The sequence below is a fragment of the Peribacillus sp. TH27 genome, from assembly GCF_016650915.1.
Classification (GTDB): Bacteria; Bacillota; Bacilli; order Bacillales; family DSM-1321; genus Peribacillus; species Peribacillus butanolivorans.
The window spans coordinates 1-22025 of record NZ_JAEKEV010000004.1 but is presented as its reverse complement, the minus strand read 5'-3'; the positions used below and the strand labels follow the sequence as shown (position 1 = coordinate 22025).

The 22025-nt window shown below is 34.6% G+C and carries 23 protein-coding genes and 2 pseudogenes; 9 read left to right on the top strand and 16 right to left on the bottom strand.

Going from position 1 to position 22025, the window contains the following annotated elements; genetic code table 11:
- Positions 1-266: 266 nt before the first annotated feature.
- The 3 genes from JFU24_RS29740 to JFU24_RS29730 form a co-directional block, all read right to left on the bottom strand.
- Positions 267-782 (bottom strand): helix-turn-helix domain-containing protein, encoded by a 516-nt coding sequence (locus JFU24_RS29740; protein ID WP_201251090.1) that lies wholly within the window; start codon positions 780-782, stop codon positions 267-269.
- Between the two features lie 341 nt (positions 783-1123).
- Positions 1124-1786 (bottom strand): hypothetical protein, encoded by a 663-nt coding sequence (locus JFU24_RS29735; RefSeq protein WP_201251082.1) that lies wholly within the window; start codon positions 1784-1786, stop codon positions 1124-1126.
- Between the two features lie 707 nt (positions 1787-2493).
- Positions 2494-2889 (bottom strand): hypothetical protein, encoded by a 396-nt coding sequence (locus JFU24_RS29730; RefSeq protein WP_201251089.1) that lies wholly within the window; start codon positions 2887-2889, stop codon positions 2494-2496.
- 617 nt (positions 2890-3506) lie between these two features.
- Here JFU24_RS29730 and mobV (JFU24_RS30560) point away from each other — a divergent pair.
- From mobV (JFU24_RS30560) to JFU24_RS29720, 3 genes are all read left to right on the top strand, one after another.
- Complete coding sequence (mobV, locus tag JFU24_RS30560; protein WP_242485531.1) at positions 3507-4016, top strand: MobV family relaxase; 510 nt, start codon at positions 3507-3509, stop codon at positions 4014-4016.
- A gap of 80 nt (positions 4017-4096) precedes the next feature.
- On the top strand, positions 4097-4732 hold the full coding sequence (locus JFU24_RS30555) for a hypothetical protein (protein ID WP_342214766.1): 636 nt from the start codon (positions 4097-4099) through the stop codon (positions 4730-4732).
- 68 nt (positions 4733-4800) lie between these two features.
- Positions 4801-5307 carry a hypothetical protein gene (locus tag JFU24_RS29720; RefSeq protein WP_201251079.1) on the top strand — a complete coding sequence of 169 codons (507 nt, stop codon included), beginning with the start codon at positions 4801-4803 and terminating at the stop codon, positions 5305-5307.
- A 171-nt stretch (positions 5308-5478) separates the two neighbouring features.
- Here the strand turns inward: JFU24_RS29720 and JFU24_RS29715 are convergent, their stop codons facing one another.
- Positions 5479-6024, bottom strand: coding sequence for a hypothetical protein (locus JFU24_RS29715; protein WP_201251078.1), 546 nt, complete (start codon positions 6022-6024; stop codon positions 5479-5481).
- A gap of 832 nt (positions 6025-6856) precedes the next feature.
- Positions 6857-7342 carry a hypothetical protein gene (locus JFU24_RS29710; RefSeq protein WP_201251088.1) on the bottom strand — a complete coding sequence of 162 codons (486 nt, stop codon included), beginning with the start codon at positions 7340-7342 and terminating at the stop codon, positions 6857-6859.
- A gap of 306 nt (positions 7343-7648) precedes the next feature.
- On the opposite strand from JFU24_RS29710, the gene JFU24_RS30930 reads away from it, so the two are divergent.
- On the top strand, positions 7649-7771 hold the full coding sequence (locus JFU24_RS30930; protein ID WP_274608172.1) for a hypothetical protein: 123 nt from the start codon (positions 7649-7651) through the stop codon (positions 7769-7771).
- A 1153-nt stretch (positions 7772-8924) separates the two neighbouring features.
- Here JFU24_RS30930 and JFU24_RS30550 read toward each other — a convergent pair.
- Positions 8925-9083 (bottom strand): annotated as a pseudogene (locus tag JFU24_RS30550) (GNAT family N-acetyltransferase); the annotation flags it as partial.
- Between the two features lie 71 nt (positions 9084-9154).
- Positions 9155-9601, bottom strand: a complete 447-nt coding sequence (locus JFU24_RS30545) for a DivIVA domain-containing protein (RefSeq protein ID WP_242485332.1) — start codon at positions 9599-9601, stop codon at positions 9155-9157.
- Between the two features lie 195 nt (positions 9602-9796).
- On the opposite strand from JFU24_RS30545, the gene JFU24_RS29700 reads away from it, so the two are divergent.
- On the top strand, positions 9797-10819 hold the full coding sequence (locus tag JFU24_RS29700) for an STAS domain-containing protein (protein ID WP_201182657.1): 1023 nt from the start codon (positions 9797-9799) through the stop codon (positions 10817-10819).
- Positions 10820-10947: 128 nt separating this feature from the next.
- Here JFU24_RS29700 and JFU24_RS29695 read toward each other — a convergent pair whose 3' ends face one another.
- From JFU24_RS29695 to JFU24_RS29680, 4 genes are all read right to left on the bottom strand, one after another.
- On the bottom strand, positions 10948-11283 hold the full coding sequence (locus tag JFU24_RS29695; protein ID WP_201251087.1) for a hypothetical protein: 336 nt from the start codon (positions 11281-11283) through the stop codon (positions 10948-10950).
- Positions 11284-11510: 227 nt separating this feature from the next.
- The gene (locus JFU24_RS29690; protein WP_201251086.1) at positions 11511-11927 is read right to left on the bottom strand and encodes a DUF4362 domain-containing protein; all 417 of its coding nucleotides are present in this window, start codon (positions 11925-11927) and stop codon (positions 11511-11513) included.
- 540 nt (positions 11928-12467) lie between these two features.
- A complete protein-coding gene (locus JFU24_RS29685) occupies positions 12468-12665 on the bottom strand; it encodes a hypothetical protein (protein ID WP_201251085.1) in 198 nt (65 codons plus the stop codon).
- 194 nt (positions 12666-12859) lie between these two features.
- Entirely contained in the window at positions 12860-13006 is a 147-nt protein-coding gene (locus tag JFU24_RS29680; protein WP_201251084.1) for a hypothetical protein, read from the bottom strand.
- Positions 13007-13766: 760 nt separating this feature from the next.
- Between JFU24_RS29680 and JFU24_RS31460 the strand changes: the two are divergent.
- Positions 13767-13844 (top strand): annotated as a pseudogene (locus tag JFU24_RS31460) (YjcZ family sporulation protein); the annotation flags it as partial.
- A gap of 559 nt (positions 13845-14403) precedes the next feature.
- On the opposite strand, the gene JFU24_RS29670 reads toward JFU24_RS31460, so the two are convergent.
- From JFU24_RS29670 to JFU24_RS29660, 3 genes are all read right to left on the bottom strand, one after another.
- A complete protein-coding gene (locus JFU24_RS29670) occupies positions 14404-14844 on the bottom strand; it encodes a helix-turn-helix domain-containing protein (protein ID WP_242485530.1) in 441 nt (146 codons plus the stop codon).
- A 341-nt stretch (positions 14845-15185) separates the two neighbouring features.
- Complete coding sequence (locus JFU24_RS29665; protein ID WP_201251082.1) at positions 15186-15848, bottom strand: hypothetical protein; 663 nt, start codon at positions 15846-15848, stop codon at positions 15186-15188.
- A gap of 555 nt (positions 15849-16403) precedes the next feature.
- Positions 16404-16949, bottom strand: a complete 546-nt coding sequence (locus JFU24_RS29660; RefSeq protein ID WP_201251081.1) for a hypothetical protein — start codon at positions 16947-16949, stop codon at positions 16404-16406.
- Positions 16950-17568: 619 nt separating this feature from the next.
- Between JFU24_RS29660 and mobV (JFU24_RS29655) the strand changes: the two genes are divergently transcribed.
- Entirely contained in the window at positions 17569-18792 is a 1224-nt protein-coding gene (gene mobV, locus JFU24_RS29655; protein ID WP_201251080.1) for a MobV family relaxase, read from the top strand.
- Positions 18793-18860: 68 nt separating this feature from the next.
- Entirely contained in the window at positions 18861-19367 is a 507-nt protein-coding gene (locus JFU24_RS29650) for a hypothetical protein (protein ID WP_201251079.1), read from the top strand.
- Positions 19368-19538: 171 nt separating this feature from the next.
- Here JFU24_RS29650 and JFU24_RS29645 read toward each other — a convergent pair whose 3' ends face one another.
- A complete protein-coding gene (locus JFU24_RS29645; protein WP_201251078.1) occupies positions 19539-20084 on the bottom strand; it encodes a hypothetical protein in 546 nt (181 codons plus the stop codon).
- A gap of 834 nt (positions 20085-20918) precedes the next feature.
- Complete coding sequence (locus JFU24_RS29640) at positions 20919-21557, bottom strand: hypothetical protein (RefSeq protein WP_201251077.1); 639 nt, start codon at positions 21555-21557, stop codon at positions 20919-20921.
- A gap of 154 nt (positions 21558-21711) precedes the next feature.
- Between JFU24_RS29640 and JFU24_RS30920 the strand changes: the two genes are divergently transcribed.
- Positions 21712-21834, top strand: coding sequence for a hypothetical protein (locus JFU24_RS30920; RefSeq protein ID WP_274608172.1), 123 nt, complete (start codon positions 21712-21714; stop codon positions 21832-21834).
- The last annotated feature ends 191 nt before the right edge of the window (positions 21835-22025 follow it).

The following is a 22025-nucleotide window of genomic DNA, read 5'->3' as shown; positions in this document are numbered from 1 at the left end:
TGAAGCCATATTCTAATTAAACAACTCACCAGTTAAAATTCATTCCCAGCTTAATTGTTGGGTTTTTTGCTGTTTTTTTGATTTCGAGTAAATTAAAAGCATTGTTTAACAGAGGCTATTTTAAAGAAGTAACAATCAAAAAAAGTTCGTAAAAGTTATAACTTTTAGACAAGTTCGTAAAAGAATGGTTTAGAATATAACGTTATTTAAAACTATAAGGAGTGGCATCAGGAAGGTGTAATTTTCCTGATGCCACTCCTTATAAATCAGAAGAATAATACATCAATGATATAGTCGTAAAATAAACCCAAAAAGACTATACAGCTTAACATCAAAAGGGCTATCCAGAAGAATATAAAATGATTTTTTTTAACTATATAACAATATAAACTTAAGAAGACAGAAATTATAAATAGTAAAGCACATCCAATAAATAGCCATGTTCCTAACCCATGTTGAAACATAAAAAATTGAGCTTTTATTAAAATACTTATTGCAAGAATGATAACTAAGGCAATAGATAATACAAAATACTTAAATATTTTTAAACGGATATTATCAATAGATAGCTTGCTTTGTAATTTCTTATCTGACTTAATTAGATAATCCAAACTAACATTGTATAAGTCGCTTAGTTGCACAAGATTAATGATATCTGGAACAGACTTATTATTCTCCCATTTAGAAATAGCTTGAGGGGTTACATGTAGTTTATCTGCTAACTGATTTTGAGAGTAACTGTGTTCTTTACGGAGCTTTTTTAACTTATCTCCTAATTCCATTTGCCTCTCCTCCTTTACTTGAAATATAAAGGAAGTTAGAAAAACAAGCACGATAGTATTGGTTGTTTTTAGTAAACTTCAGAGTAAACCGACAGTTGAATATGATATATAACAATATTTTTGATACAAATTATCGAATTAGAGTAACGGATGCATTCGTATTATAAGGCCGCCAACTGGTGGACTTTTGAATGTACGTTCCTATACATTATCGTACATTCAAATTGAACTATAGATATCCTTAAATGTCCTTCGGTTACAGATGGTTTTTTTAGCGTCTGTAACCAGTTGTGGGAATTTTGGGTTCCCTATTAATGGTAAGGGATTCATCTTGGCCTAGTTCATCCAAAAATCTTTGATAGAAACCCCTTTTTTTCTTTCTTTTGGCTAGTTAATTGAGCCTCAATTAACTCTATTTTATCCTCTAATTCAGTCTGTTTTTCTTTTTCTTCCTTCTTTTGTTCTTTCATGTAGACATTAAAAGTATCTTTTAAATCTTTATCAGAACTAATTAGATCTTTAACTAAACCCTTAAGAACCTCATTATCCTCCTGGAGCTTACTTATCCTGTTATCTTCAAGTAATTTTGTTTCATTTTGTTTTTCTACTAATTGAGATAAGCGATTTACTTCTTGCTGCATACGTTTAAACTCACTACCGATTTGCATAAACATTTCATTGGCGCCACTTTGTTCAAAGGCTTGTCCAAGTAGCAAAGCCATTTCTTTAGATTTTTCCTCTTGTTCTTTATCTGTTTGCAACTGATAATATAAATTCTCCTTAATTAACTCTTCTTTCACATCATCAAACGTGACATTACCACCACGATTGAAGACTTCAATAATCTTCTTGATTTTTGGAAACTCTGTATGTGGAATCCAACGACCGGTAGTTCGTTTATCAAACTCAATTAAGCCTTTGTCGCACCAAGTTCGTAATCTCGGAACTTCAATGCCAAATCTTTCAGCAACCGGGCCTATGGATTCCCACTTTATATCGTTCATTCAGATTCCTCCTACGAATAATTTTATGTTTTAGACTCAATTGAGACTAAAACTAATGTGAAACACCTTTATATTAGATAATTTATATATGGAACCAATTCATTGTTTTAAGTACATTTTATTGTTAATTTAGCCTTATTATTGCATGTTTCAGTCTTAATTTATATAAGTTAGAACACAAAAAATTACCCTTATAAAGGATACTAATATTTTATTGAAGGCACCTGAATTTCGCTTTGCTTCCGGTAAGGTACTTTATGTAAACTACTGTAAAATGGAAAAAGGGTTCTTATCTAAAATTAGATAAGAACCCTTTTCTATTTGGCGTCTGTCAACGGTACCGGAACGAAGGGAGGATAAGGAGTTGATAGACTCACTTCACCAAGAGGTATTTATATACAAATGGAGATAGATTAGATCGAGTAGCGATAACAAAAAAACACACTCTTCCTAAAATTAACTTTATACCAATATAATAGGAAAAGGTCCTTTATCTTTGCAAAAAAAAGCACTCTCCTATGTTAGAAAATTGCCTTTTAAATGAAATAATCTTTGTTACCAAGTATTATCTATAAACGAAAAATTATTATAATCAACATTAGCTGAATCAATAAAGTTGTACGGTGTAACTAAGTCTGTTGGTTGATAAAATCCAGAACTATTACGGGTTTTAAATGTTTTACCTGCCTTATAGTAAGAATACCAAACTAATTCACTACAATATATATTTGTAATATTTGTTGGATTCGAAGTAATTTTATAAGGTATTGTTTTACCTTTAAAATAGTATTTAGCTTTCTCTGCAGACTCTTAGATCCTATTGTACTTGAGTCCGGTCTAACAACTTTAGATTGAGCATATCTAGCATGCCATTCACTTTCTGTATCGATTCTAGGATATGGTTCATTTTTCCGACCTGAAGTATGAAGAATATGTGTAGTATCAATATATATACCACTATGTCCTACAATTCCACTACCGGCAGTACTTTTGGTTACAATAATATCTCCAGGTTTATTGTTAATTGCGGCTTCTGCTTTATTTCCAGAAAAGATACTCAAAGATAAAACAGCTACAATTGGTAATATTGCTAATTTTTTCATTTTTTTCAACTTCCTTCCCGGAACTATTCTACCATTTTATGAAAAAAATACAATATTAATATAAATATATACAAGAATACTACTTTTTTAATTGCGTTCAATGAATATCCTTCTTTTTCCAGTTCTATCAAACATAGCAAAACCCTGATTTCGACCAATTTGAAATTTAGAGTTTTGCTATGTTTAGTAGCTTCCGGTAAGGTGCTTTTATGTAAACTACCATAAAATGAAAAAAGGGTTCTTATCTAATTTTAGATAAGAACCCCTTTCTATTTGGTGTCTGTCAACGGTACCGGACCGAAGGGAGGATAAGGAGTTGATAGACTCACTTCACCAAGACCCTCTTGGTGTCTCAAAAGGCAACACCTTTTGAGTCGCCTACCGGCGAGGGAGCCCCCAAGAATTGGGGGTGGGGGTTGATGTTTTTATTGCGATCCAACGTGCTACGTTGGCTAGGTGTGGGCGAGAGCCCGCGGTCTTGTTTTTTGCCATGCTTTAGCATGGTTTCGGCCTCGCAGAGCTTACCACTTTGGCACAAAGTGTAGTAAGCTCCACTTTACAAATAAAGTTCTTTCTCAGACAATAAATAGAGGGAGATATATTTGGGGGTGGTTTTGATGAGTTTTGCGGTCATACATATGAAAAAATTTAAGAGTGCGGACGTCAAAGGCATGCAGATTCATAATCAACGAGAAAAAGAGAGTCAGACGAATATGGACATTGATAAGGAGCGTTCTTCGTTGAATTATGATTTGTTGAATCATGCTCCGATTGATTATGACGAGCGCATTCAACGAGAAATTGATGAACGCTATACCGGCAAACGGGCTATACGGAAAGACGCGGTCAAATTATGCTCTTTTGTCGTCACGTCAGACAAAGCGTTTTTTGATGGGCTAGATCCACTAGAAGAAAAACGATTCTTTGAAGAAAGCGTGAAATTTCTCCAGGATCGTTATGGTGAAAAAAATATGGTGTATGCGGTTGTACATAAAGACGAAAAAACGCCCCATATGCACGTTGGGATGGTACCGATTACTTTGGAAGGTAAATTGGCGACCAAACAGTTTTTTGGCAAAAAAACAGAACTGCGAAGCAACTTCAAGATAAATTTCATGAGCATGTAACGAAAAAGGGATTTGATTTAGAGCGTGGCGTTTCTAGTGACCGAAAGCATATAGAAGCCAATCGTTTCAAAGCGTTAACCGTGAAGGAAGAAGTAAAATCATTAGAAAATGAATTGAAAGAAAAGCTAGAAGATAAAAAATCACTGGAGAAGTCCATTAAGGACGTAGAGGGTCGCTTAAGCGACCTAGGAAAGTCTTTAGATCATGTTAAAAAGGTGGACGAGGTGGAAGTAAAAGAGAAGGGGGGCTTAGTTCGCTCTAAAACGGTCGAATTAGCCCAAGAAGACTTCGAGGGTATTAAAATGCTTGCTAAAGCTTCAGAGGGGCTTAAAACGAAATCTGATGAGTTTGAGAGCTATTGGATTGATGAAATGCAAAAAAATGATCGGTTAGAAGATGAAAATAAGATTTTGAAAAAAGAAAATGACCATTTGAGAGATGAAAATAAAGAATTGGTTAGAGAAAATGCTTTTTTAACCCGGACCCTCGAGAAGGTAAAAAGCTACTACAAAGACAAAGTAAAGGACTTTAGCCATCATGTTGGGGCTTTTAAGGCCCAAGTCTTAGATAAAATGGGAGAGCGATTATTAAAAAAACATTTCACAGACGAGCAAGAAGTGAATGGAGCTCAAATATTTTTGAAAGTGAAAGAAAATGAGAAACAAGAAAAAATGGTGAGCAGAAAAAAAGAAAAAGGGATAGATTTTGAGAGATAGATTGATATTATTTGCTAGAAAATCAATACTTAATGGGCAATATATTCCAATGAAATGAGGATTGTAAAATGAATATAGATCCATACGCAGCAGATGCAGCTGTGAAATTAGCTGTAAATTTAACAGAAACACTCTCAAAAAATACTGTTTCATATGTCATCAATAAAAGAGAACAAATCAAATTAAATAATGAAAAAGACACAATCATTCGAGAGTACGAAGAATTAACTAATCGGCTAATGGATGATAACAGTCAATTTGAAAATATCGCTAAAAGTTATAAAGCTATGTATGAGCAAATTGAAATTACTCCAGAAAATTTAGAGTATCTTCAGAATACAATTAGAGGTGTACTATCAATAATATCTGGCCAATCAGAAGCAACAAAGGACCAAGAGGATGGTTTTGAAATGTTATTAGATTTGGTAACAGTTGATACTTTAAAAACAATGCAACTATTAGGATTTAATTATAAAAAAGCGATTGGAGAACCTTTAACGGAAATTTGCGCTGAAAAAATTAAAAATTGGGGTAATCTGAATTCTAAACAAAATGGAAATGGTAAAAGGAAATAATTTTATTCTGTTTGATCTTGGTTTTGAACTAAAAAAGCCCCCTGTTTTATGGGGGCTTTTTTAGTTCTTTCTTATCTTGATACTAATAGAAACAATTCAAGGCGAAAAAGCACGCTTGAATCCTTAATATAGCTGGCTTGAATGACATCAGATACGGGCCAAATATGAAATTTATTGTAATCCTCTCTTTATGATCTCATTCACTATTTCCGATACCGTCCGTTTTTCTCTAATAGACTTGATCTTTAATTCATCATGAAGCTGTTCTTCAATTTCATAAGTTACCTTTTTCATAGCCGGTTTACTGGTTTTATTCTTGGTAAGTTGGATTGTTGGTTTTCCAACTTGTTTATTTATTTGTTTATTGGTTGGATTACTTATTTGTTTATTTATTGGATTAACATCTTGTTTATTTTCTGGTTCATTGGAAAGTTGGGAACTTGGGTTAGTTACAACCGTGGCTTTTTCTAATGTTGCAGTAACCTCTTTTTTGGCACTATTAACCCCTCGTTTGCTTGGTGTTGAGTACTCATAAATAGATTGTTCTAACACGCTAGATTTACCATCAAAATGCCACCCACGTTTGCCACTGATTGAATAGCAACCGGCTTTTTTAAGTGCTTCAACTGTTCTCTTTTCACCTATATCCAAACTGTCTTTAGCAATGTCAGCTAGTTTCTTGCTTTGGGTTAACTCTAGTAATTCAGATATTTTCATAAGATCACCTCGGTTAATTATTCGCCTCAGCTTTTGCTATTCCCTCCAAATTGGAGTTTATCTTGTTTATCCGTGTAGTAATCTCTGCCCCATGTCCCCAATTCCTTAGTTCGGAATATACATATAGAGTCACCTCAAATTAAATAACCTCTGTTCTCAGCCTAAAAAGTTGGTCAGGGGTTATTTGGCTTAATTGAGTAGCAACTTCATATTTAAGGGAATATCATATGAGAACTTCCCGAAGTTGAAACTCCGATACCCTTGTACCAGCCTAAAAAGTTGGTTCAGGGGTTTTATTTGTTTCAAGACATGCTAAATATCTTTGAATAATATTCTGGTTTGGTGGAATAGTATTGATGTCTGAACGGTTTAACTGCGAATGCCCTTGTTACCAGCCATAAAGAAGCTGGTTCAGGGGTTCTTTTTTATGACTCCATTCCAGACCCAAGCAAATTCTATATCTTGGAATATAATAGGACAACTCCTTACAGTTTTTTTACCTTTATCCACCTTTATTCCCCTTGTATCAGTCTTTGGTGCAGGGGTTTTCGTTATGGCTGCCTTTCTTTCCCCAAGTAAAGAATGAACTGTATGGAAGGTTCAACAGATTGTTTTTTACATTCGGGAAACACCTGTCACAGTAATAGGAAACATTAGTTTTTCCCTGTTCGAACAATGGAGTTAGATTGCTAAGATCATTCCAAACCGCACAGAATTCACACATCTTTCGTTCTATCATAGCAATCCTCCCTTACATTTCTAACCAGTTAACCAAAAGGAATAAAACGGTACGACTTTATTTTAAATCCACATATTGATATCGTTATCAATTTCACTCGATATTTTTGATATTTGTATCTATCCAATCATTCACTTTTTCTTGCATGGTTTTCGTGGTATCTATTACCTCATGTGCTACATAAGCCACAATCTGAAAAATTGATATCTTGGAATCACCATTTAATTTGTTTATGTATTTCTGAATAATTCGCAGCCTTTTAATCCTTTCTGAATCAAGCAGCCGGACAAGTTCTGAATCCACCACTTCATTGAAGATTTCAGTATTACGAATGCCAGACGTCAGCAACATTGTTGTCGCCAAGCTGATACTGCAATCCATTGAGTATGCAAGAGAACTGATTCTTTCATGATCGGATGCCTTGAATCTTAAATGGAGCCTTTTCTTCTGAATGATATTTCGTTTAAGGATTACCTCTGCTTCAAGGTCACCTCTAAAAATCGTATTATCGTGTCTGTAGTCTCTTTTGAAATACATGGACAAGCTTTCAATGCATTCCCTGCTATTTATCGCAGCCATGATGAAATGCTCACCTACATCTTTAACTGGCATGTTTAAAACATAGCTTAAATCATGGCAACATTCATTTAAAGATTCAGATATTGATGGTTTGATATCCCTTTTTTATCTGACCGAACTTTTCTTTTTGTTGTCTGGCTTCCCTCTTTCATAAGCCCTTTCCCCTCCCAAAAGTGAAAATACGCTATGTACACTATACTTATGTACATGAAATCTTAAGTATTCCAGCAGGGTAGAAGATGTTTATTAATTCAGAATTTAGGCCATGCTGTGAACATCAAACCATATATCAAGGAGCTGTTGAACATGGCTAAACAAGTCGTAAACATGACAAAAAAAGAGGGCTTGGAACTACTGAATAAAATCAAAGCTCATTCAGAAAAAAAAGGATATCCAGGAGCAGTGACAAAGAAAAAGAAAAAAGCCTGAAGCATTTTCACTCCAAGCTATCTTTCATCAATCCTTATATAGTAAATATAAGATTATGTAGTCGTAATGCCTAACCTCCGTTATCTTAACAGCAATTCTTTCAACTATTTAGCTGATTATGCTTGACAGGTCTTAGGGTTTTTGACTTGCTGAAGTGAAGCAATGAAACGGCTGGAAGGCAGTCTTATCCCCTATGCTGAAAGAAAGCTAAAAAAAGCAATCTAACAGAATAGGAGGGATAAGCGTCTAATTTACTTGCGTCAGTTCGCAATGTATCCGTATGTATAGACCCTATTCACTCAACAGTTTTCACCGTACACGCCCTTTACCTAAAGGCTTGTCCTCTACATAAAGCCACCCCTATGCGACAAGCTGAACGTGTTCCCTAGCACCGTGATGCTAATGGCTACCACCCGAACCTTTTAAGGTAGTTCTCACCTTCCCCCAACAGATGAATAGGAATCCATTGAGGGTTGCCCACTTTGTAAGAGCATACTAGGTACTCTCTGCACGAACGTAGACTATCCAATCAGTTTTTAAGGTGCTTTCAGGCAATTGCACCTGAACAGTACACAAAAAAGGCGTTATCTCTTTAACCTGTCATCTTACCAAGTTAAAGAGATAACGCCTTATTAAGAACTTTGTCGGATATGTATGAAAGATACTAGCATTTGCTAGTTGAAATCCAGTAGACAAAGAGTTTATAATAGGTGTATCAAATTTAGTCCTGTTGCTTCAGGGCTAAAACTTTAACCAGTGGTAGGACACTAGGTTAATTGAGAAAGTCATTTCCGTTAAGAGGTAGGACTCTTAACATCAGGAAGTGGCTTTTTTGTTTATCCGTTCGTTATTAAGTTACTAATAATTTTACCTCTATCAAACTGGTAAAGCAACCATAATTAACAAGGTTCTACTGTAGCTTTGAAACAAAGTTTGATCAAATCAAAACAAGAAACCTTGATAAATGAATAAATTAAAGGACATGTTTTGAAAAAAAATTAATCAAAACATGCCCTTGTAATATTTATTTGGATTATTCTTTTATAAAAAAGATTGATTATTTTTGTGTTTCTTAATGAACTAACGCACCCGTTAGTTTAAGTGTAATACATCACAAATATACGGTTGGTATCAGAAGAGTTGTGAATACTCTTTATTTATAGTAGTCTTCTTGAAGCATTTCCATATGGACTTCATCAGAGTATTTATTGTTCATATAAAGGGATTGTCTCAATGTTCCTTCATTTTTAAATCCTGCTTTTTCCTATGCTTTTATGCCACGAATGTTATGAGAAAATACCTCTAATTCCAGAAAAGGAGCGACTGATCAGCTCCTGATATTGAAGTAAAGGTATCCGTTAGTTGAAGAACGGGTATTTATTTCTAATGTCCCCTTAATTTCTGCATGTCTTCCTTGAGCATTTTAATTTCTTTTATTAATCCCTCTTCAATAAATCTATAATCCTTAATAATCAGGTCTAAAAACCCGTCTACTTCATCCATATCATAGCCACCAAATGCTCTTTTTTTGAAGGTCTTATCGTGAATAATCTCTTTATTCAATAGTATATTCGGATGAATTTTTTCATTAGTAGAAGGAAATTCTTCAACTGTCATAGAATCGACTATTCCCTCAGTGAAAATTAGTAAAATTCTTTCTCCACCATGATTTTCCATTATAACCTCTATACTTGTAAAATCTTGTTGTACAGGAGACATAGAAGTTGTGGTTATCTTTGTTATAAAATATTCTTCACGAATCATGGCTTGACAAACTTCATTCAATTTAGGGTAATCTTTTATAAGTTCACATAATCTTTCATATATCATAATAACCTCCATCAAATAGAACCAATTATTATTGGTTTGATTAGAAACCCGTTATTATCTTAGCATATCCTTGTAATGCTAACCTGCCCCGTTAGTGCCATAAGAAAAAGTCAGCCTTATAGACAGCTAAGAAAGTAGAAAATCTTTTGTTATTCCTATAAAATAAAGATAATTCATAATATATAGGTGAAATTAATGGCTAAAACTAATTTAAAGGTCCAAGTAAACAAAAATGAAATTATCTGGAATGAAGAAAAAGGGTTATTTACTTTTGACGATGCACCTGCACTCTTATTATGGGACTCTGCAATAGAATTGTTTTTAAATACAATTGAAGAGGTTTCCGGAACTGACGTGTCCAAGACTGTATATGAGGCAACCTTTTATCGGATGGGACATTTAGTAAGTTCATATTACCAAGAACGTCAAGACATTGAACAACTTTTTACCGAATACAGTGATATTTATAAAACTGCTGGTTGGGGAAACTTTAAGATTACTTATTACTCATTTGAGGAAAAAAGAGCAGTTATTCAATTAAAAAATAGCTGGGAAGATAGAATCTTTAAAAATTCCAATAAAGAAAACGCGGGAGTTTTATTACCAAGTCATTGGGCAGGTGTCTTTGGAGGACTATTTCAACAAGATATGTGGTATAAGATTAATAAGAGTCAAGCGGAAGGTGAAGAATTTAATGAAATTGAGGTATTCCCTTCTAACATTACTCCAACAAAAAATATTCACGACTTAGCGAGGCAAAAGGAACAACAAAGTATTAAGGAATTAGAGGAAAAGGTAAAAGACCGCACCGAAGAGTTATCCTTATTGGTTAAGGAGTTATCTTCTCCTATTATACCTGTTTTAAAAGGAATTCTTGTTATACCATTAATTGGAAAGTTTAACCAAGAACGACTTTCAGATTTGGTTGAAAACGCTTTAATTGAAATATCTCGTCAAAAGGCAAATTACCTACTAATTGATGTAACTGGTATTACTAGTGTTGATGACTTTACTATATTTGGCATTCGAAAATTAATTGAATCTGTTCGTTTGCTAGGAGCTGAGTGTTTCATAGTAGGAATTTCTTCAAAGCTCGCCATCGAAATTTCCATTTTGAACCTCAATATGAGTAGAGTTCGCACTTTTTCAACCCTCCAACAAGGAGTAGAGTTTGCAATTGGATTAAATGGTTTTGAATTAGTCGAGAAGGAAAAATAAAAGGTAGGTTCTAAAAAATAAAGCTGTCTTTTTGACAGCTTTCGAGTGTTTCTCGACAGCCTGAGCTGCCTTAAATACAGCTCTGATCATTAGCTAACGCATCCGTTACTAGAATAAGGAGTTACCTTTTATTCCTCGTTTAATTGCTTTAACCACTCTATAAACCAATCTTGAGGTAACTTTACTTTTGAGAGGTCTAAATTCTGCAATTCTTTTAATGAGTAAGTATTTACCAAAAATAAATCCCATTGACATTCAATATCTCGTGCTATCCCAAAAGCTATTTCATCAAATTCATTAGATGCTTCAGCTTCCTCAAAAGCCATTGTGAGGTTATCACACCACTTAATAAACTCAAATTGTGAAAATCTGTTTTCTTTTCTACATACGGTATTTAATAAGTTCTTTAAGTTTTCGGACGAGAGTGGAGAATCTATAGTGGTTTCATTCCAGTTCCAATTCATATAAACATCCCCTATTATCGACTGTAATTACTTACTATCCTCATCACCTTCTACTCTCTAATTTAACATTTTCTTATACAACTATCCTGCCCCTTTAGTTGCATAAAGAAAAAGCTGCCTTAAAGACAGCTCTGATCTTCAGCTAACTCACCTGTTATTTGAAGAAGGATGTACTCGAATCAAGGTGTGATAGAGGGTCGTTGAGGATTACACAGTCGAAAATCACATTAATTACCTTCTGCTAAGTAATAAGGTGTTTCGTAACCTTGGCAACCAATGATAGAGTATTTGTTTCCTTCAACTAAAATTTTCTCGCATCCAAATGTGTTAATTTCTCCACTACCGTACTCATCTCTAGTGGTATCCTCAGTAATTTCAAGCTGCTCTCCGTTATATGTTAAATCAGTTAGTATTGGGTCTCCTTCCTTCGTGTAAGTAACCACACGAATACTATCCTTTTTCCCTGTTTCTGTATTCTTGATAAATTCTTTTAACTTAGTTTCGTTTTCAATATCACCATTATTTCTATTCACAATATCAGTAACAGAAGGAACAAATTTTTTTGAATCAGTCTCTATATTGGCACAACCAACTATAAGCAAAAACATTATGCTGACAGTTATAAAACTTAAATATCTTATCATAAACTCCCCCCTTTATTTATATGACGTTATAAATTGTTTTACGGTTTCACTTATGCAACTATCCTGCCCCGATAGTTCCATAAAGGAAAAGCTACCTTAAAGACAGCTCCGATAGTTTGGGATTTCGTCAACCAATATAAGAACCTATCAAACAAATATGCTATAATTCCCCAATAGAAAGATTGGAGAGAGAAACAATGGACTGGGTAGACATTATGGCACTTACTGGTATACTTTTTTATTTGATTCCAATAGCATTTATTGTTTGGTTCTTAATCAGCTTTATCAAAACTCAAAAGGAAAGAAACATTATACTTAGAGACATTTCATTAAGGCTAGATAAGTATAAAATAGACAGAAAGGAAGAGTAATATGATACTCTTTCTTTTTCACTTTTATTTCACAGTTTGTGTCTTATACGACACAAAAGACATTCTTACTTAATGAACTATCCTGCCCCTTTAGTTTAAGTACATTCTTTCACAATCTCAATAGAGTAGAGCCTTTTTAGACACAATCCAATCACCTACAAAATAGAGTTCATAATGTCCATATGACTTGTATCAGAATGCTTATCGTTGTAAATACGCATTTTCCTGATGCTACCCCTAATTCACTCATTCTATTGTGGTAGTGAGTCGCATCCTGCATTGTACGTGTTGAGTGCAATGGTATACGTAGTGAATGTGCACCGATTGGCCCGTATGGTGCGTACGCTGTAACTACCCCCTTGTCCAATTACCCTCTATGATAGTAGCCTTGCTGTATGCCGTATGTCGTTACATAGTACAGTTGTACAGGCCATAGGATGGGCCATACAAAGGTTCGAGTATCAGGAGGTATTGAACTTAGGTTGAATTTTTTTCGTGCCTGTAAAGGCCCTTCTATCACGTCCTATAGTCCAAAAAGAAAATTCCCCATAAAAAAAGACCCTATAAAAGGGTCTTCTTCTTGTTTTCTCGTCTAATCAATAGGTATATCATGACCCCGTACAAAGCTAAGATGCCAATTACCTTTGTGGACGTTACCACCATAAAACTAATAATAGCTAAGAACATCTGCAATAAAACCACTTCCATAAAAATACCCCCTTAGTTTTGTTAGAAACTACCCTACCATATATGACGTGTGACTTTTCGTTTTCGGACAGGTAAATAGCCCCTACTTTATATGTCGCATGAGTTGCCATTTTCGCGCAGGAAAACAGGTCCTACTATATATGCCACGCAACTTGCCGTTTCCGGACGCCATCCTACTAAATAATAAGAACGACATTAAAAAGTCGCGCACTTTCTATATTGTCACGATCTATAGGAAATGGGGTTTTCAGTAATCTCTACTCCCTCTTAGAGTTAAATGGATTTACCAAAGGGGTATTTCGTTCGGGACGTTCGTAAAAGTCTATGGAAGTTAGAGGACGTTCGTAAAATATTTTTGAACTTTAACGAACGTAAATACCGGCTGTTTTGAGAAGAAATTCCACCGTTCGAGAAAGTCTACTTTTACGAACGATAGCAACAATGCTATACCGCCCATTTCGGAAATTTTATACGCTAAGAGAATTCCAACCTGAAAAGTCGATCTCCTCTACGTTAAGGAATCTACTTTTTTACTTCTTCTTATAAAACTAACGCACCCGTTATCTCAATAAGAGGTACCTCCAAATTTTATCCTATGAACAGAGATGGAGACTATTGTGTCATTTTCCTAAGTAGAGCATAAAGTGAGATAACCCATTTAATTGTATTTCCTCCTTAAGAACAAATAAGGAGATGTTTCAGTATGTCAGGTCGTGAATGTAGAGACGAATGTAGAGACGAATGTAGAGACGAAGGTTTTGGATTTGGTGGAGGTTTCGCATTTATAGTCGTTTTGTTTATACTCTTAATCATTGTTGGAGCTAGCTTTGTTGGTGGCGGCGGTGGTTACGGCGGCGGCGGATACGGCGGCGGATACGGTGGCGGTGGATACGGCGGCGGCTGCTAAAAATAGTATGAAAAAAGCCGACCTTTATTGGTCGGCTTCTTCAAATTTGATTCCTATTTCTGGGGAATTATAGCTATTTTGAACACTCTAATTTTGGTCCAGACGACAAAACGCGAAAAAAATATAAAAAAACAGAAACACATAAAAGGCGTGAAGCCATATTCTAATTAAACAACTCACCAGTTAAAATTCATTCCCAGCTTAATTGTTGGGTTTTTTGCTGTTTTTTTGATTTCGAGTAAATTAAAAGCATTGTTTAACAGAGGCTATTTTAAAGAAGTAACAATCAAAAAAGTTCGTAAAAGTTATAACTTTTAGACAAGTTCGTAAAAGAATGGTTTAGAATATAACGTTATTTAAAACTATAAGGAGTGGCATCAGGAAGGTGTAATTTTCCTGATGCCACTCCTTATAAATCAGAAGAATAATACATCAATGATATAGTCGTAAAATAAACCCAAAAAGACTATACAGCTTAACATCAAAAGGGCTATCCAGAAGAATATAAAATGATTTTTTTAACTATATAACAATATAAACTTAAGAAGACAGAAATTATAAATAGTAAAGCACATCCAATAAATAGCCATGTTCCTAACCCATGTTGAAACATAAAAAATTGAGCTTTTATTAAAATACTTATTGCAAGAATGATAACTAAGGCAATAGATAATACAAAATACTTAAATATTTTTAAACGGATATTATCAATAGATAGCTTGCTTTGTAATTTCTTATCTGACTTAATTAGATAATCCAAACTAACATTGTATAAGTCGCTTAGTTGCACAAGATTAATGATATCTGGAACAGACTTATTATTCTCCCATTTAGAAATAGCTTGAGGGGTTACATGTAGTTTATCTGCTAACTGATTTTGAGAGTAACTGTGTTCTTTACGGAGCTTTTTTAACTTATCTCCTAATTCCATTTGCCTCTCCTCCTTTACTTGAAATATAAAGGAAGTTAGAAAAACAAGCACGATAGTATTGGTTGTTTTTAGTAAACTTCAGAGTAAACCGACAGTTGAATATGATATATAACAATATTTTTGATACAAATTATCGAATTAGAGTAACGGATGCATTCGTATTATAAGGCCGCCAACTGGTGGACTTTTGAATGTACGTTCCTATACATTATCGTACATTCAAATTGAACTATAGATATCCTTAAATGTCCTTCGGTTACAGATGGTTTTTTTAGCGTCTGTAACCAGTTGTGGGAATTTTGGGTTCCCTATTAATGGTAAGGGATTCATCTTGGCCTAGTTCATCCAAAAATCTTTGATAGAAACCCCTTTTTTTCTTTCTTTTGGCTAGTTAATTGAGCCTCAATTAACTCTATTTTATCCTCTAATTCAGTCTGTTTTTCTTTTTCTTCCTTCTTTTGTTCTTTCATGTAGACATTAAAAGTATCTTTTAAATCTTTATCAGAACTAATTAGATCTTTAACTAAACCCTTAAGAACCTCATTATCCTCCTGGAGCTTACTTATCCTGTTATCTTCAAGTAATTTTGTTTCATTTTGTTTTTCTACTAATTGAGATAAGCGATTTACTTCTTGCTGCATACGTTTAAACTCACTACCGATTTGCATAAACATTTCATTGGCGCCACTTTGTTCAAAGGCTTGTCCAAGTAGCAAAGCCATTTCTTTAGATTTTTCCTCTTGTTCTTTATCTGTTTGCAACTGATAATATAAATTCTCCTTAATTAACTCTTCTTTCACATCATCAAACGTGACATTACCACCACGATTGAAGACTTCAATAATCTTCTTGATTTTTGGAAACTCTGTATGTGGAATCCAACGACCGGTAGTTCGTTTATCAAACTCAATTAAGCCTTTGTCGCACCAAGTTCGTAATCTCGGAACTTCAATGCCAAATCTTTCAGCAACCGGGCCTATGGATTCCCACTTTATATCGTTCATTCAGATTCCTCCTACGAATAATTTTATGTTTTAGACTCAATTGAGACTAAAACTAATGTGAAACACCTTTATATTAGATAATTTATATATGGAACCAATTCATTGTTTTAAGTACATTTTATTGTTAATTTAGCCTTATTATTGCATGTTTCAGTCTTAATTTATATAAGTTAGAACACAAAAAATTACCCTTATAAAGGATACTAATATTTTATTGAAGGCACCTGAATTTCGCTTTGCTTCCGGTAAGGTACTTTATGTAAACTACTGTAAAATGGAAAAAGGGTTCTTATCTAAAATTAGATAAGAACCCTTTTCTATTTGGCGTCTGTCAACGGTACCGGAACGAAGGGAGGATAAGGAGTTGATAGACTCACTTCACCAAGAGGTATTTATATACAAATGGAGATAGATTAGATCGAGTAGCGATAACAAAAAAACACACTCTTCCTAAAATTAACTTTATACCAATATAATAGGAAAAGGTCCTTTATCTTTGCAAAAAAAAGCACTCTCCTATGTTAGAAAATTGCCTTTTAAATGAAATAATCTTTGTTACCAAGTATTATCTATAAACGAAAAATTATTATAATCAACATTAGCTGAATCAATAAAGTTGTACGGTGTAACTAAGTCTGTTGGTTGATAAAATCCAGAACTATTACGGGTTTTAAATGTTTTACCTGCCTTATAGTAAGAATACCAAACTAATTCACTACAATATATATTTGTAATATTTGTTGGATTCGAAGTAATTTTATAAGGTATTGTTTTACCTTTAAAATAGTATTTAGCTTTCTCTGCAGCCTTAGATCCTATTGTACTTGAGTCCGGTCTAACAACTTTAGATTGAGCATATCTAGCATGCCATTCACTTTCTGTATCGATTCTAGGATATGGTTCATTTTTCCGACCTGAAGTATGAAGAATATGTGTAGTATCAATATATATACCACTATGTCCTACAATTCCACTACCGGCAGTACTTTTGGTTACAATAATATCTCCAGGTTTATTGTTAATTGCGGCTTCTGCTTTATTTCCAGAAAAGATACTCAAAGATAAAACAGCTACAATTGGTAATATTGCTAATTTTTTCATTTTTTTCAACTTCCTTCCCGGAACTATTCTACCATTTTATGAAAAAAATACAATATTAATATAAATATATACAAGAATACTACTTTTTTAATTGCGTTCAATGAATATCCTTCTTTTTCCAGTTCTATCAAACATAGCAAAACCCTGATTTCGACCAATTTGAAATTTAGAGTTTTGCTATGTTTAGTAGCTTCCGGTAAGGTGCTTTTATGTAAACTACCATAAAATGAAAAAAGGGTTCTTATCTAATTTTAGATAAGAACCCCTTTCTATTTGGTGTCTGTCAACGGTACCGGACCGAAGGGAGGATAAGGAGTTGATAGACTCACTTCACCAAGACCCTCTTGGTGTCTCAAAAGGCAACACCTTTTGAGCTGCCTACCGGCGAGGGAGCCCCCAAGAATTGGGGGGGTGGGGGTTGATGTTTTTATTGCGATCCAACGTGCTACGTTGGCTAGGTGTGGGCGAGAGCCCGCGGTCTTGTTTTTTGCCATGCTTTAGCATGGTTTCGGCCTCGCAGAGCTTACCACTTTGGCACAAAGTGTAGTAAGCTCCACTTTACAAATAAAGTTCTTTCTCAGACAATAAATAGAGGGAGATATATTTGGGGGTGGTTTTGATGAGTTTTGCGGTCATACATATGAAAAAATTTAAGAGTGCGGACGTCAAAGGCATGCAGATTCATAATCAACGAGAAAAAGAGAGTCAGACGAATATGGACATTGATAAGGAGCGTTCTTCGTTGAATTATGATTTGTTGAATCATGCTCCGATTGATTATGACGAGCGCATTCAACGAGAAATTGATGAACGCTATACCGGCAAACGGGCTATACGGAAAGACGCGGTCAAATTATGCTCTTTTGTCGTCACGTCAGACAAAGCGTTTTTTGATGGGCTAGATCCACTAGAAGAAAAACGATTCTTTGAAGAAAGCGTGAAATTTCTCCAGGATCGTTATGGTGAAAAAAATATGGTGTATGCGGTTGTACATAAAGACGAAAAAACGCCCCATATGCACGTTGGGATGGTACCGATTACTTTGGAAGGTAAATTGGCAGCCAAACAGTTTTTTGGCAAAAAAACAGAACTGCAGCAACTTCAAGATAAATTTCATGAGCATGTAACGAAAAAGGGATTTGATTTAGAGCGTGGCGTTTCTAGTGACCGAAAGCATATAGAAGCCAATCGTTTCAAAGCGTTAACCGTGAAGGAAGAAGTAAAATCATTAGAAAATGAATTGAAAGAAAAGCTAGAAGATAAAAAATCACTGGAGAAGTCCATTAAGGACGTAGAGGGTCGCTTAAGCGACCTAGGAAAGTCTTTAGATCATGTTAAAAAGGTGGACGAGGTGGAAGTAAAAGAGAAGGGGGGCTTAGTTCGCTCTAAAACGGTCGAATTAGCCCAAGAAGACTTCGAGGGTATTAAAATGCTTGCTAAAGCTTCAGAGGGGCTTAAAACGAAATCTGATGAGTTTGAGAGCTATTGGATTGATGAAATGCAAAAAAATGATCGGTTAGAAGATGAAAATAAGATTTTGAAAAAAGAAAATGACCATTTGAGAGATGAAAATAAAGAATTGGTTAGAGAAAATGCTTTTTTAACCCGGACCCTCGAGAAGGTAAAAAGCTACTACAAAGACAAAGTAAAGGACTTTAGCCATCATGTTGGGGCTTTTAAGGCCCAAGTCTTAGATAAAATGGGAGAGCGATTATTAAAAAAACATTTCACAGACGAGCAAGAAGTGAATGGAGCTCAAATATTTTTGAAAGTGAAAGAAAATGAGAAACAAGAAAAAATGGTGAGCAGAAAAAAAGAAAAAGGGATAGATTTTGAGAGATAGATTGATATTATTTGCTAGAAAATCAATACTTAATGGGCAATATATTCCAATGAAATGAGGATTGTAAAATGAATATAGATCCATACGCAGCAGATGCAGCTGTGAAATTAGCTGTAAATTTAACAGAAACACTCTCAAAAAATACTGTTTCATATGTCATCAATAAAAGAGAACAAATCAAATTAAATAATGAAAAAGACACAATCATTCGAGAGTACGAAGAATTAACTAATCGGCTAATGGATGATAACAGTCAATTTGAAAATATCGCTAAAAGTTATAAAGCTATGTATGAGCAAATTGAAATTACTCCAGAAAATTTAGAGTATCTTCAGAATACAATTAGAGGTGTACTATCAATAATATCTGGCCAATCAGAAGCAACAAAGGACCAAGAGGATGGTTTTGAAATGTTATTAGATTTGGTAACAGTTGATACTTTAAAAACAATGCAACTATTAGGATTTAATTATAAAAAAGCGATTGGAGAACCTTTAACGGAAATTTGCGCTGAAAAAATTAAAAATTGGGGTAATCTGAATTCTAAACAAAATGGAAATGGTAAAAGGAAATAATTTTATTCTGTTTGATCTTGGTTTTGAACTAAAAAAGCCCCCTGTTTTATGGGGGCTTTTTTAGTTCTTTCTTATCTTGATACTAATAGAAACAATTCAAGGCGAAAAAGCACGCTTGAATCCTTAATATAGCTGGCTTGAATGACATCAGATACGGGCCAAATATGAAATTTATTGTAATCCTCTCTTTATGATCTCATTCACTATTTCCGATACCGTCCGTTTTTCTCTAATAGACTTGATCTTTAATTCATCATGAAGCTGTTCTTCAATTTCATAAGTTACCTTTTTCATAGCCGGTTTACTGGTTTTATTCTTGGTAAGTTGGATTGTTGGTTTTCCAACTTGTTTATTTATTTGTTTATTGGTTGGATTACTTATTTGTTTATTTATTGGATTAACATCTTGTTTATTTTCTGGTTCATTGGAAAGTTGGGAACTTGGGTTAGTTACAACCGTGGCTTTTTCTAATGTTGCAGTAACCTCTTTTTTGGCACTATTAACCCCTCGTTTGCTTGGTGTTGAGTACTCATAAATAGATTGTTCTAACACGCTAGATTTACCATCAAAATGCCACCCACGTTTGCCACTGATTGAATAGCAACCGGCTTTTTTAAGTGCTTCAACTGTTCTCTTTTCACCTATATCCAAACTGTCTTTAGCAATGTCAGCTAGTTTCTTGCTTTGGGTTAACTCTAGTAATTCAGATATTTTCATAAGATCACCTCGGTTAATTATTCGCCTCAGCTTTTGCTATTCCCTCCAAATTGGAGTTTATCTTGTTTATCCGTGTAGTAATCTCTGCCCCATGTCCCCAATTCCTTAGTTCGGAATATACATATAGAGTCACCTCAAATTAAATAACCTCTGTTCTCAGCCTAAAAAGTTGGTCAGGGGTTATTTGGCTTAATTGAGTAGCAACTTCATATTTAAGGGAATATCATATGAGAACTTCCCGAAGTTGAAACTCCGATACCCTTGTACCAGCCTAAAAAGTTGGTTCAGGGGTTTTATTTGTTTCAAGACATGCTAAATATCTTTGAATAATATTCTGGTTTGGTGGAATAGTATTGATGTCTGAACGGTTTAACTGCGAATGCCCTTGTTACCAGCCATAAAGAAGCTGGTTCAGGGGTTCTTTTTTATGACTCCATTCCAGACCCAAGCAAATTCTATATCTTGGAATATAATAGGACAACTCCTTACAGTTTTTTTACCTTTATCCACCTTTATTCCCCTTGTATCAGTCTTTGGTGCAGGGGTTTTCGTTATAGGTCTGCCTTTCTTTCCCCAAGTAAAGAATGAACTGTATGGAAGGTTCAACAGATTGTTTTTTACATTCGGGAAACACCTGTCACAGTAATAGGAAACATTAGTTTTTCCCTGTTCGAACAATGGAGTTAGATTGCTAAGATCATTCCAAACCGCACAGAATTCACACATCTTTCGTTCTATCATAGCAATCCTCCCTTACATTTCTAACCAGTTAACCAAAAGGAATAAAACGGTACGACTTTATTTTAAATCCACATATTGATATCGTTATCAATTTCACTCGATATTTTTGATATTTGTATCTATCCAATCATTCACTTTTTCTTGCATGGTTTTCGTGGTATCTATTACCTCATGTGCTACATAAGCCACAATCTGAAAAATTGATATCTTGGAATCACCATTTAATTTGTTTATGTATTTCTGAATAATTCGCAGCCTTTTAATCCTTTCTGAATCAAGCAGCCGGACAAGTTCTGAATCCACCACTTCATTGAAGATTTCAGTATTACGAATGCCAGACGTCAGCAACATTGTTGTCGCCAAGCTGATACTGCAATCCATTGAGTATGCAAGAGAACTGATTCTTTCATGATCGGATGCCTTGAATCTTAAATGGAGCCTTTTCTTCTGAATGATATTTCGTTTAAGGATTACCTCTGCTTCAAGGTCACCTCTAAAAATCGTATTATCGTGTCTGTAGTCTCTTTTGAAATACATGGACAAGCTTTCAATGCATTCCCTGCTATTTATCGCAGCCATGATGAAATGCTCACCTACATCTTTAACTGGCATGTTTAAAACATAGCTTAAATCATGGCAACATTCATTTAAAGATTCAGATATTGATGGTTTGATATCCCTTTTTTTATCTGACCGAACTTTTCTTTTTGTTGTCTGGCTTCCCTCTTTCATAAGCCCTTTCCCCTCCCAAAAGTGAAAATACGCTATGTACACTATACTTATGTACATGAAATCTTAAGTATTCCAGCAGGGTAGAAGATGTTTATTAATTCAGAATTTAGGCCATGCTGTGAACATCAAACCATATATCAAGGAGCTGTTGAACATGGCTAAACAAGTCGTAAACATGACAAAAAAAGAGGGCTTGGAACTACTGAATAAAATCAAAGCTCATTCAGAAAAAAAAGGATATCCAGGAGCAGTGACAAAGAAAAAGAAAAAAGCCTGAAGCATTTTCACTCCAAGCTATCTTTCATCAATCCTTATATAGTAAATATAAGATTATGTAGTCGTAATGCCTAACCTCCGTTATCTTAACAGCAATTCTTTCAACTATTTAGCTGATTATGCTTGACAGGTCTTAGGGTTTTTGACTTGCTGAAGTGAAGCAATGAAACGGCTGGAAGGCAGTCTTATCCC

What these genes read in the sequence shown, in the direction of transcription:
- JFU24_RS29740 (WP_201251090.1), bottom strand. Translation starts at nt 782, where the DNA reads ATGGAATTAGGAGATAAGTTAAAAAAGCTCCGTAAAGAACACAGTTAC.
- JFU24_RS29735 (WP_201251082.1), bottom strand. Translation starts at nt 1,786, where the DNA reads ATGAACGATATAAAGTGGGAATCCATAGGCCCGGTTGCTGAAAGATTT.
- JFU24_RS29730 (WP_201251089.1), bottom strand. Translation starts at nt 2,889, where the DNA reads ATGAAAAAATTAGCAATATTACCAATTGTAGCTGTTTTATCTTTGAGT.
- mobV (WP_242485531.1), top strand. Translation starts at nt 3,507, where the DNA reads ATGAGTTTTGCGGTCATACATATGAAAAAATTTAAGAGTGCGGACGTC.
- JFU24_RS29720 (WP_201251079.1), top strand. Translation starts at nt 4,801, where the DNA reads ATGAATATAGATCCATACGCAGCAGATGCAGCTGTGAAATTAGCTGTA.
- JFU24_RS29715 (WP_201251078.1), bottom strand. Translation starts at nt 6,024, where the DNA reads ATGAAAATATCTGAATTACTAGAGTTAACCCAAAGCAAGAAACTAGCT.
- JFU24_RS29710 (WP_201251088.1), bottom strand. Translation starts at nt 7,342, where the DNA reads ATGGCTGCGATAAATAGCAGGGAATGCATTGAAAGCTTGTCCATGTAT.
- JFU24_RS30930 (WP_274608172.1), top strand. Translation starts at nt 7,649, where the DNA reads ATGGCTAAACAAGTCGTAAACATGACAAAAAAAGAGGGCTTGGAACTA.
- JFU24_RS30545 (WP_242485332.1), bottom strand. Translation starts at nt 9,601, where the DNA reads ATGATATATGAAAGATTATGTGAACTTATAAAAGATTACCCTAAATTG.
- JFU24_RS29700 (WP_201182657.1), top strand. Translation starts at nt 9,797, where the DNA reads ATGGCTAAAACTAATTTAAAGGTCCAAGTAAACAAAAATGAAATTATC.
- JFU24_RS29695 (WP_201251087.1), bottom strand. Translation starts at nt 11,283, where the DNA reads ATGAATTGGAACTGGAATGAAACCACTATAGATTCTCCACTCTCGTCC.
- JFU24_RS29690 (WP_201251086.1), bottom strand. Translation starts at nt 11,927, where the DNA reads ATGATAAGATATTTAAGTTTTATAACTGTCAGCATAATGTTTTTGCTT.
- JFU24_RS29680 (WP_201251084.1), bottom strand. Translation starts at nt 13,006, where the DNA reads ATGGAAGTGGTTTTATTGCAGATGTTCTTAGCTATTATTAGTTTTATG.
- JFU24_RS29670 (WP_242485530.1), bottom strand. Translation starts at nt 14,844, where the DNA reads ATGGAATTAGGAGATAAGTTAAAAAAGCTCCGTAAAGAACACAGTTAC.
- JFU24_RS29665 (WP_201251082.1), bottom strand. Translation starts at nt 15,848, where the DNA reads ATGAACGATATAAAGTGGGAATCCATAGGCCCGGTTGCTGAAAGATTT.
- JFU24_RS29660 (WP_201251081.1), bottom strand. Translation starts at nt 16,949, where the DNA reads ATGAAAAAATTAGCAATATTACCAATTGTAGCTGTTTTATCTTTGAGT.
- mobV (WP_201251080.1), top strand. Translation starts at nt 17,569, where the DNA reads ATGAGTTTTGCGGTCATACATATGAAAAAATTTAAGAGTGCGGACGTC.
- JFU24_RS29650 (WP_201251079.1), top strand. Translation starts at nt 18,861, where the DNA reads ATGAATATAGATCCATACGCAGCAGATGCAGCTGTGAAATTAGCTGTA.
- JFU24_RS29645 (WP_201251078.1), bottom strand. Translation starts at nt 20,084, where the DNA reads ATGAAAATATCTGAATTACTAGAGTTAACCCAAAGCAAGAAACTAGCT.
- JFU24_RS29640 (WP_201251077.1), bottom strand. Translation starts at nt 21,557, where the DNA reads ATGAAAGAGGGAAGCCAGACAACAAAAAGAAAAGTTCGGTCAGATAAA.
- JFU24_RS30920 (WP_274608172.1), top strand. Translation starts at nt 21,712, where the DNA reads ATGGCTAAACAAGTCGTAAACATGACAAAAAAAGAGGGCTTGGAACTA.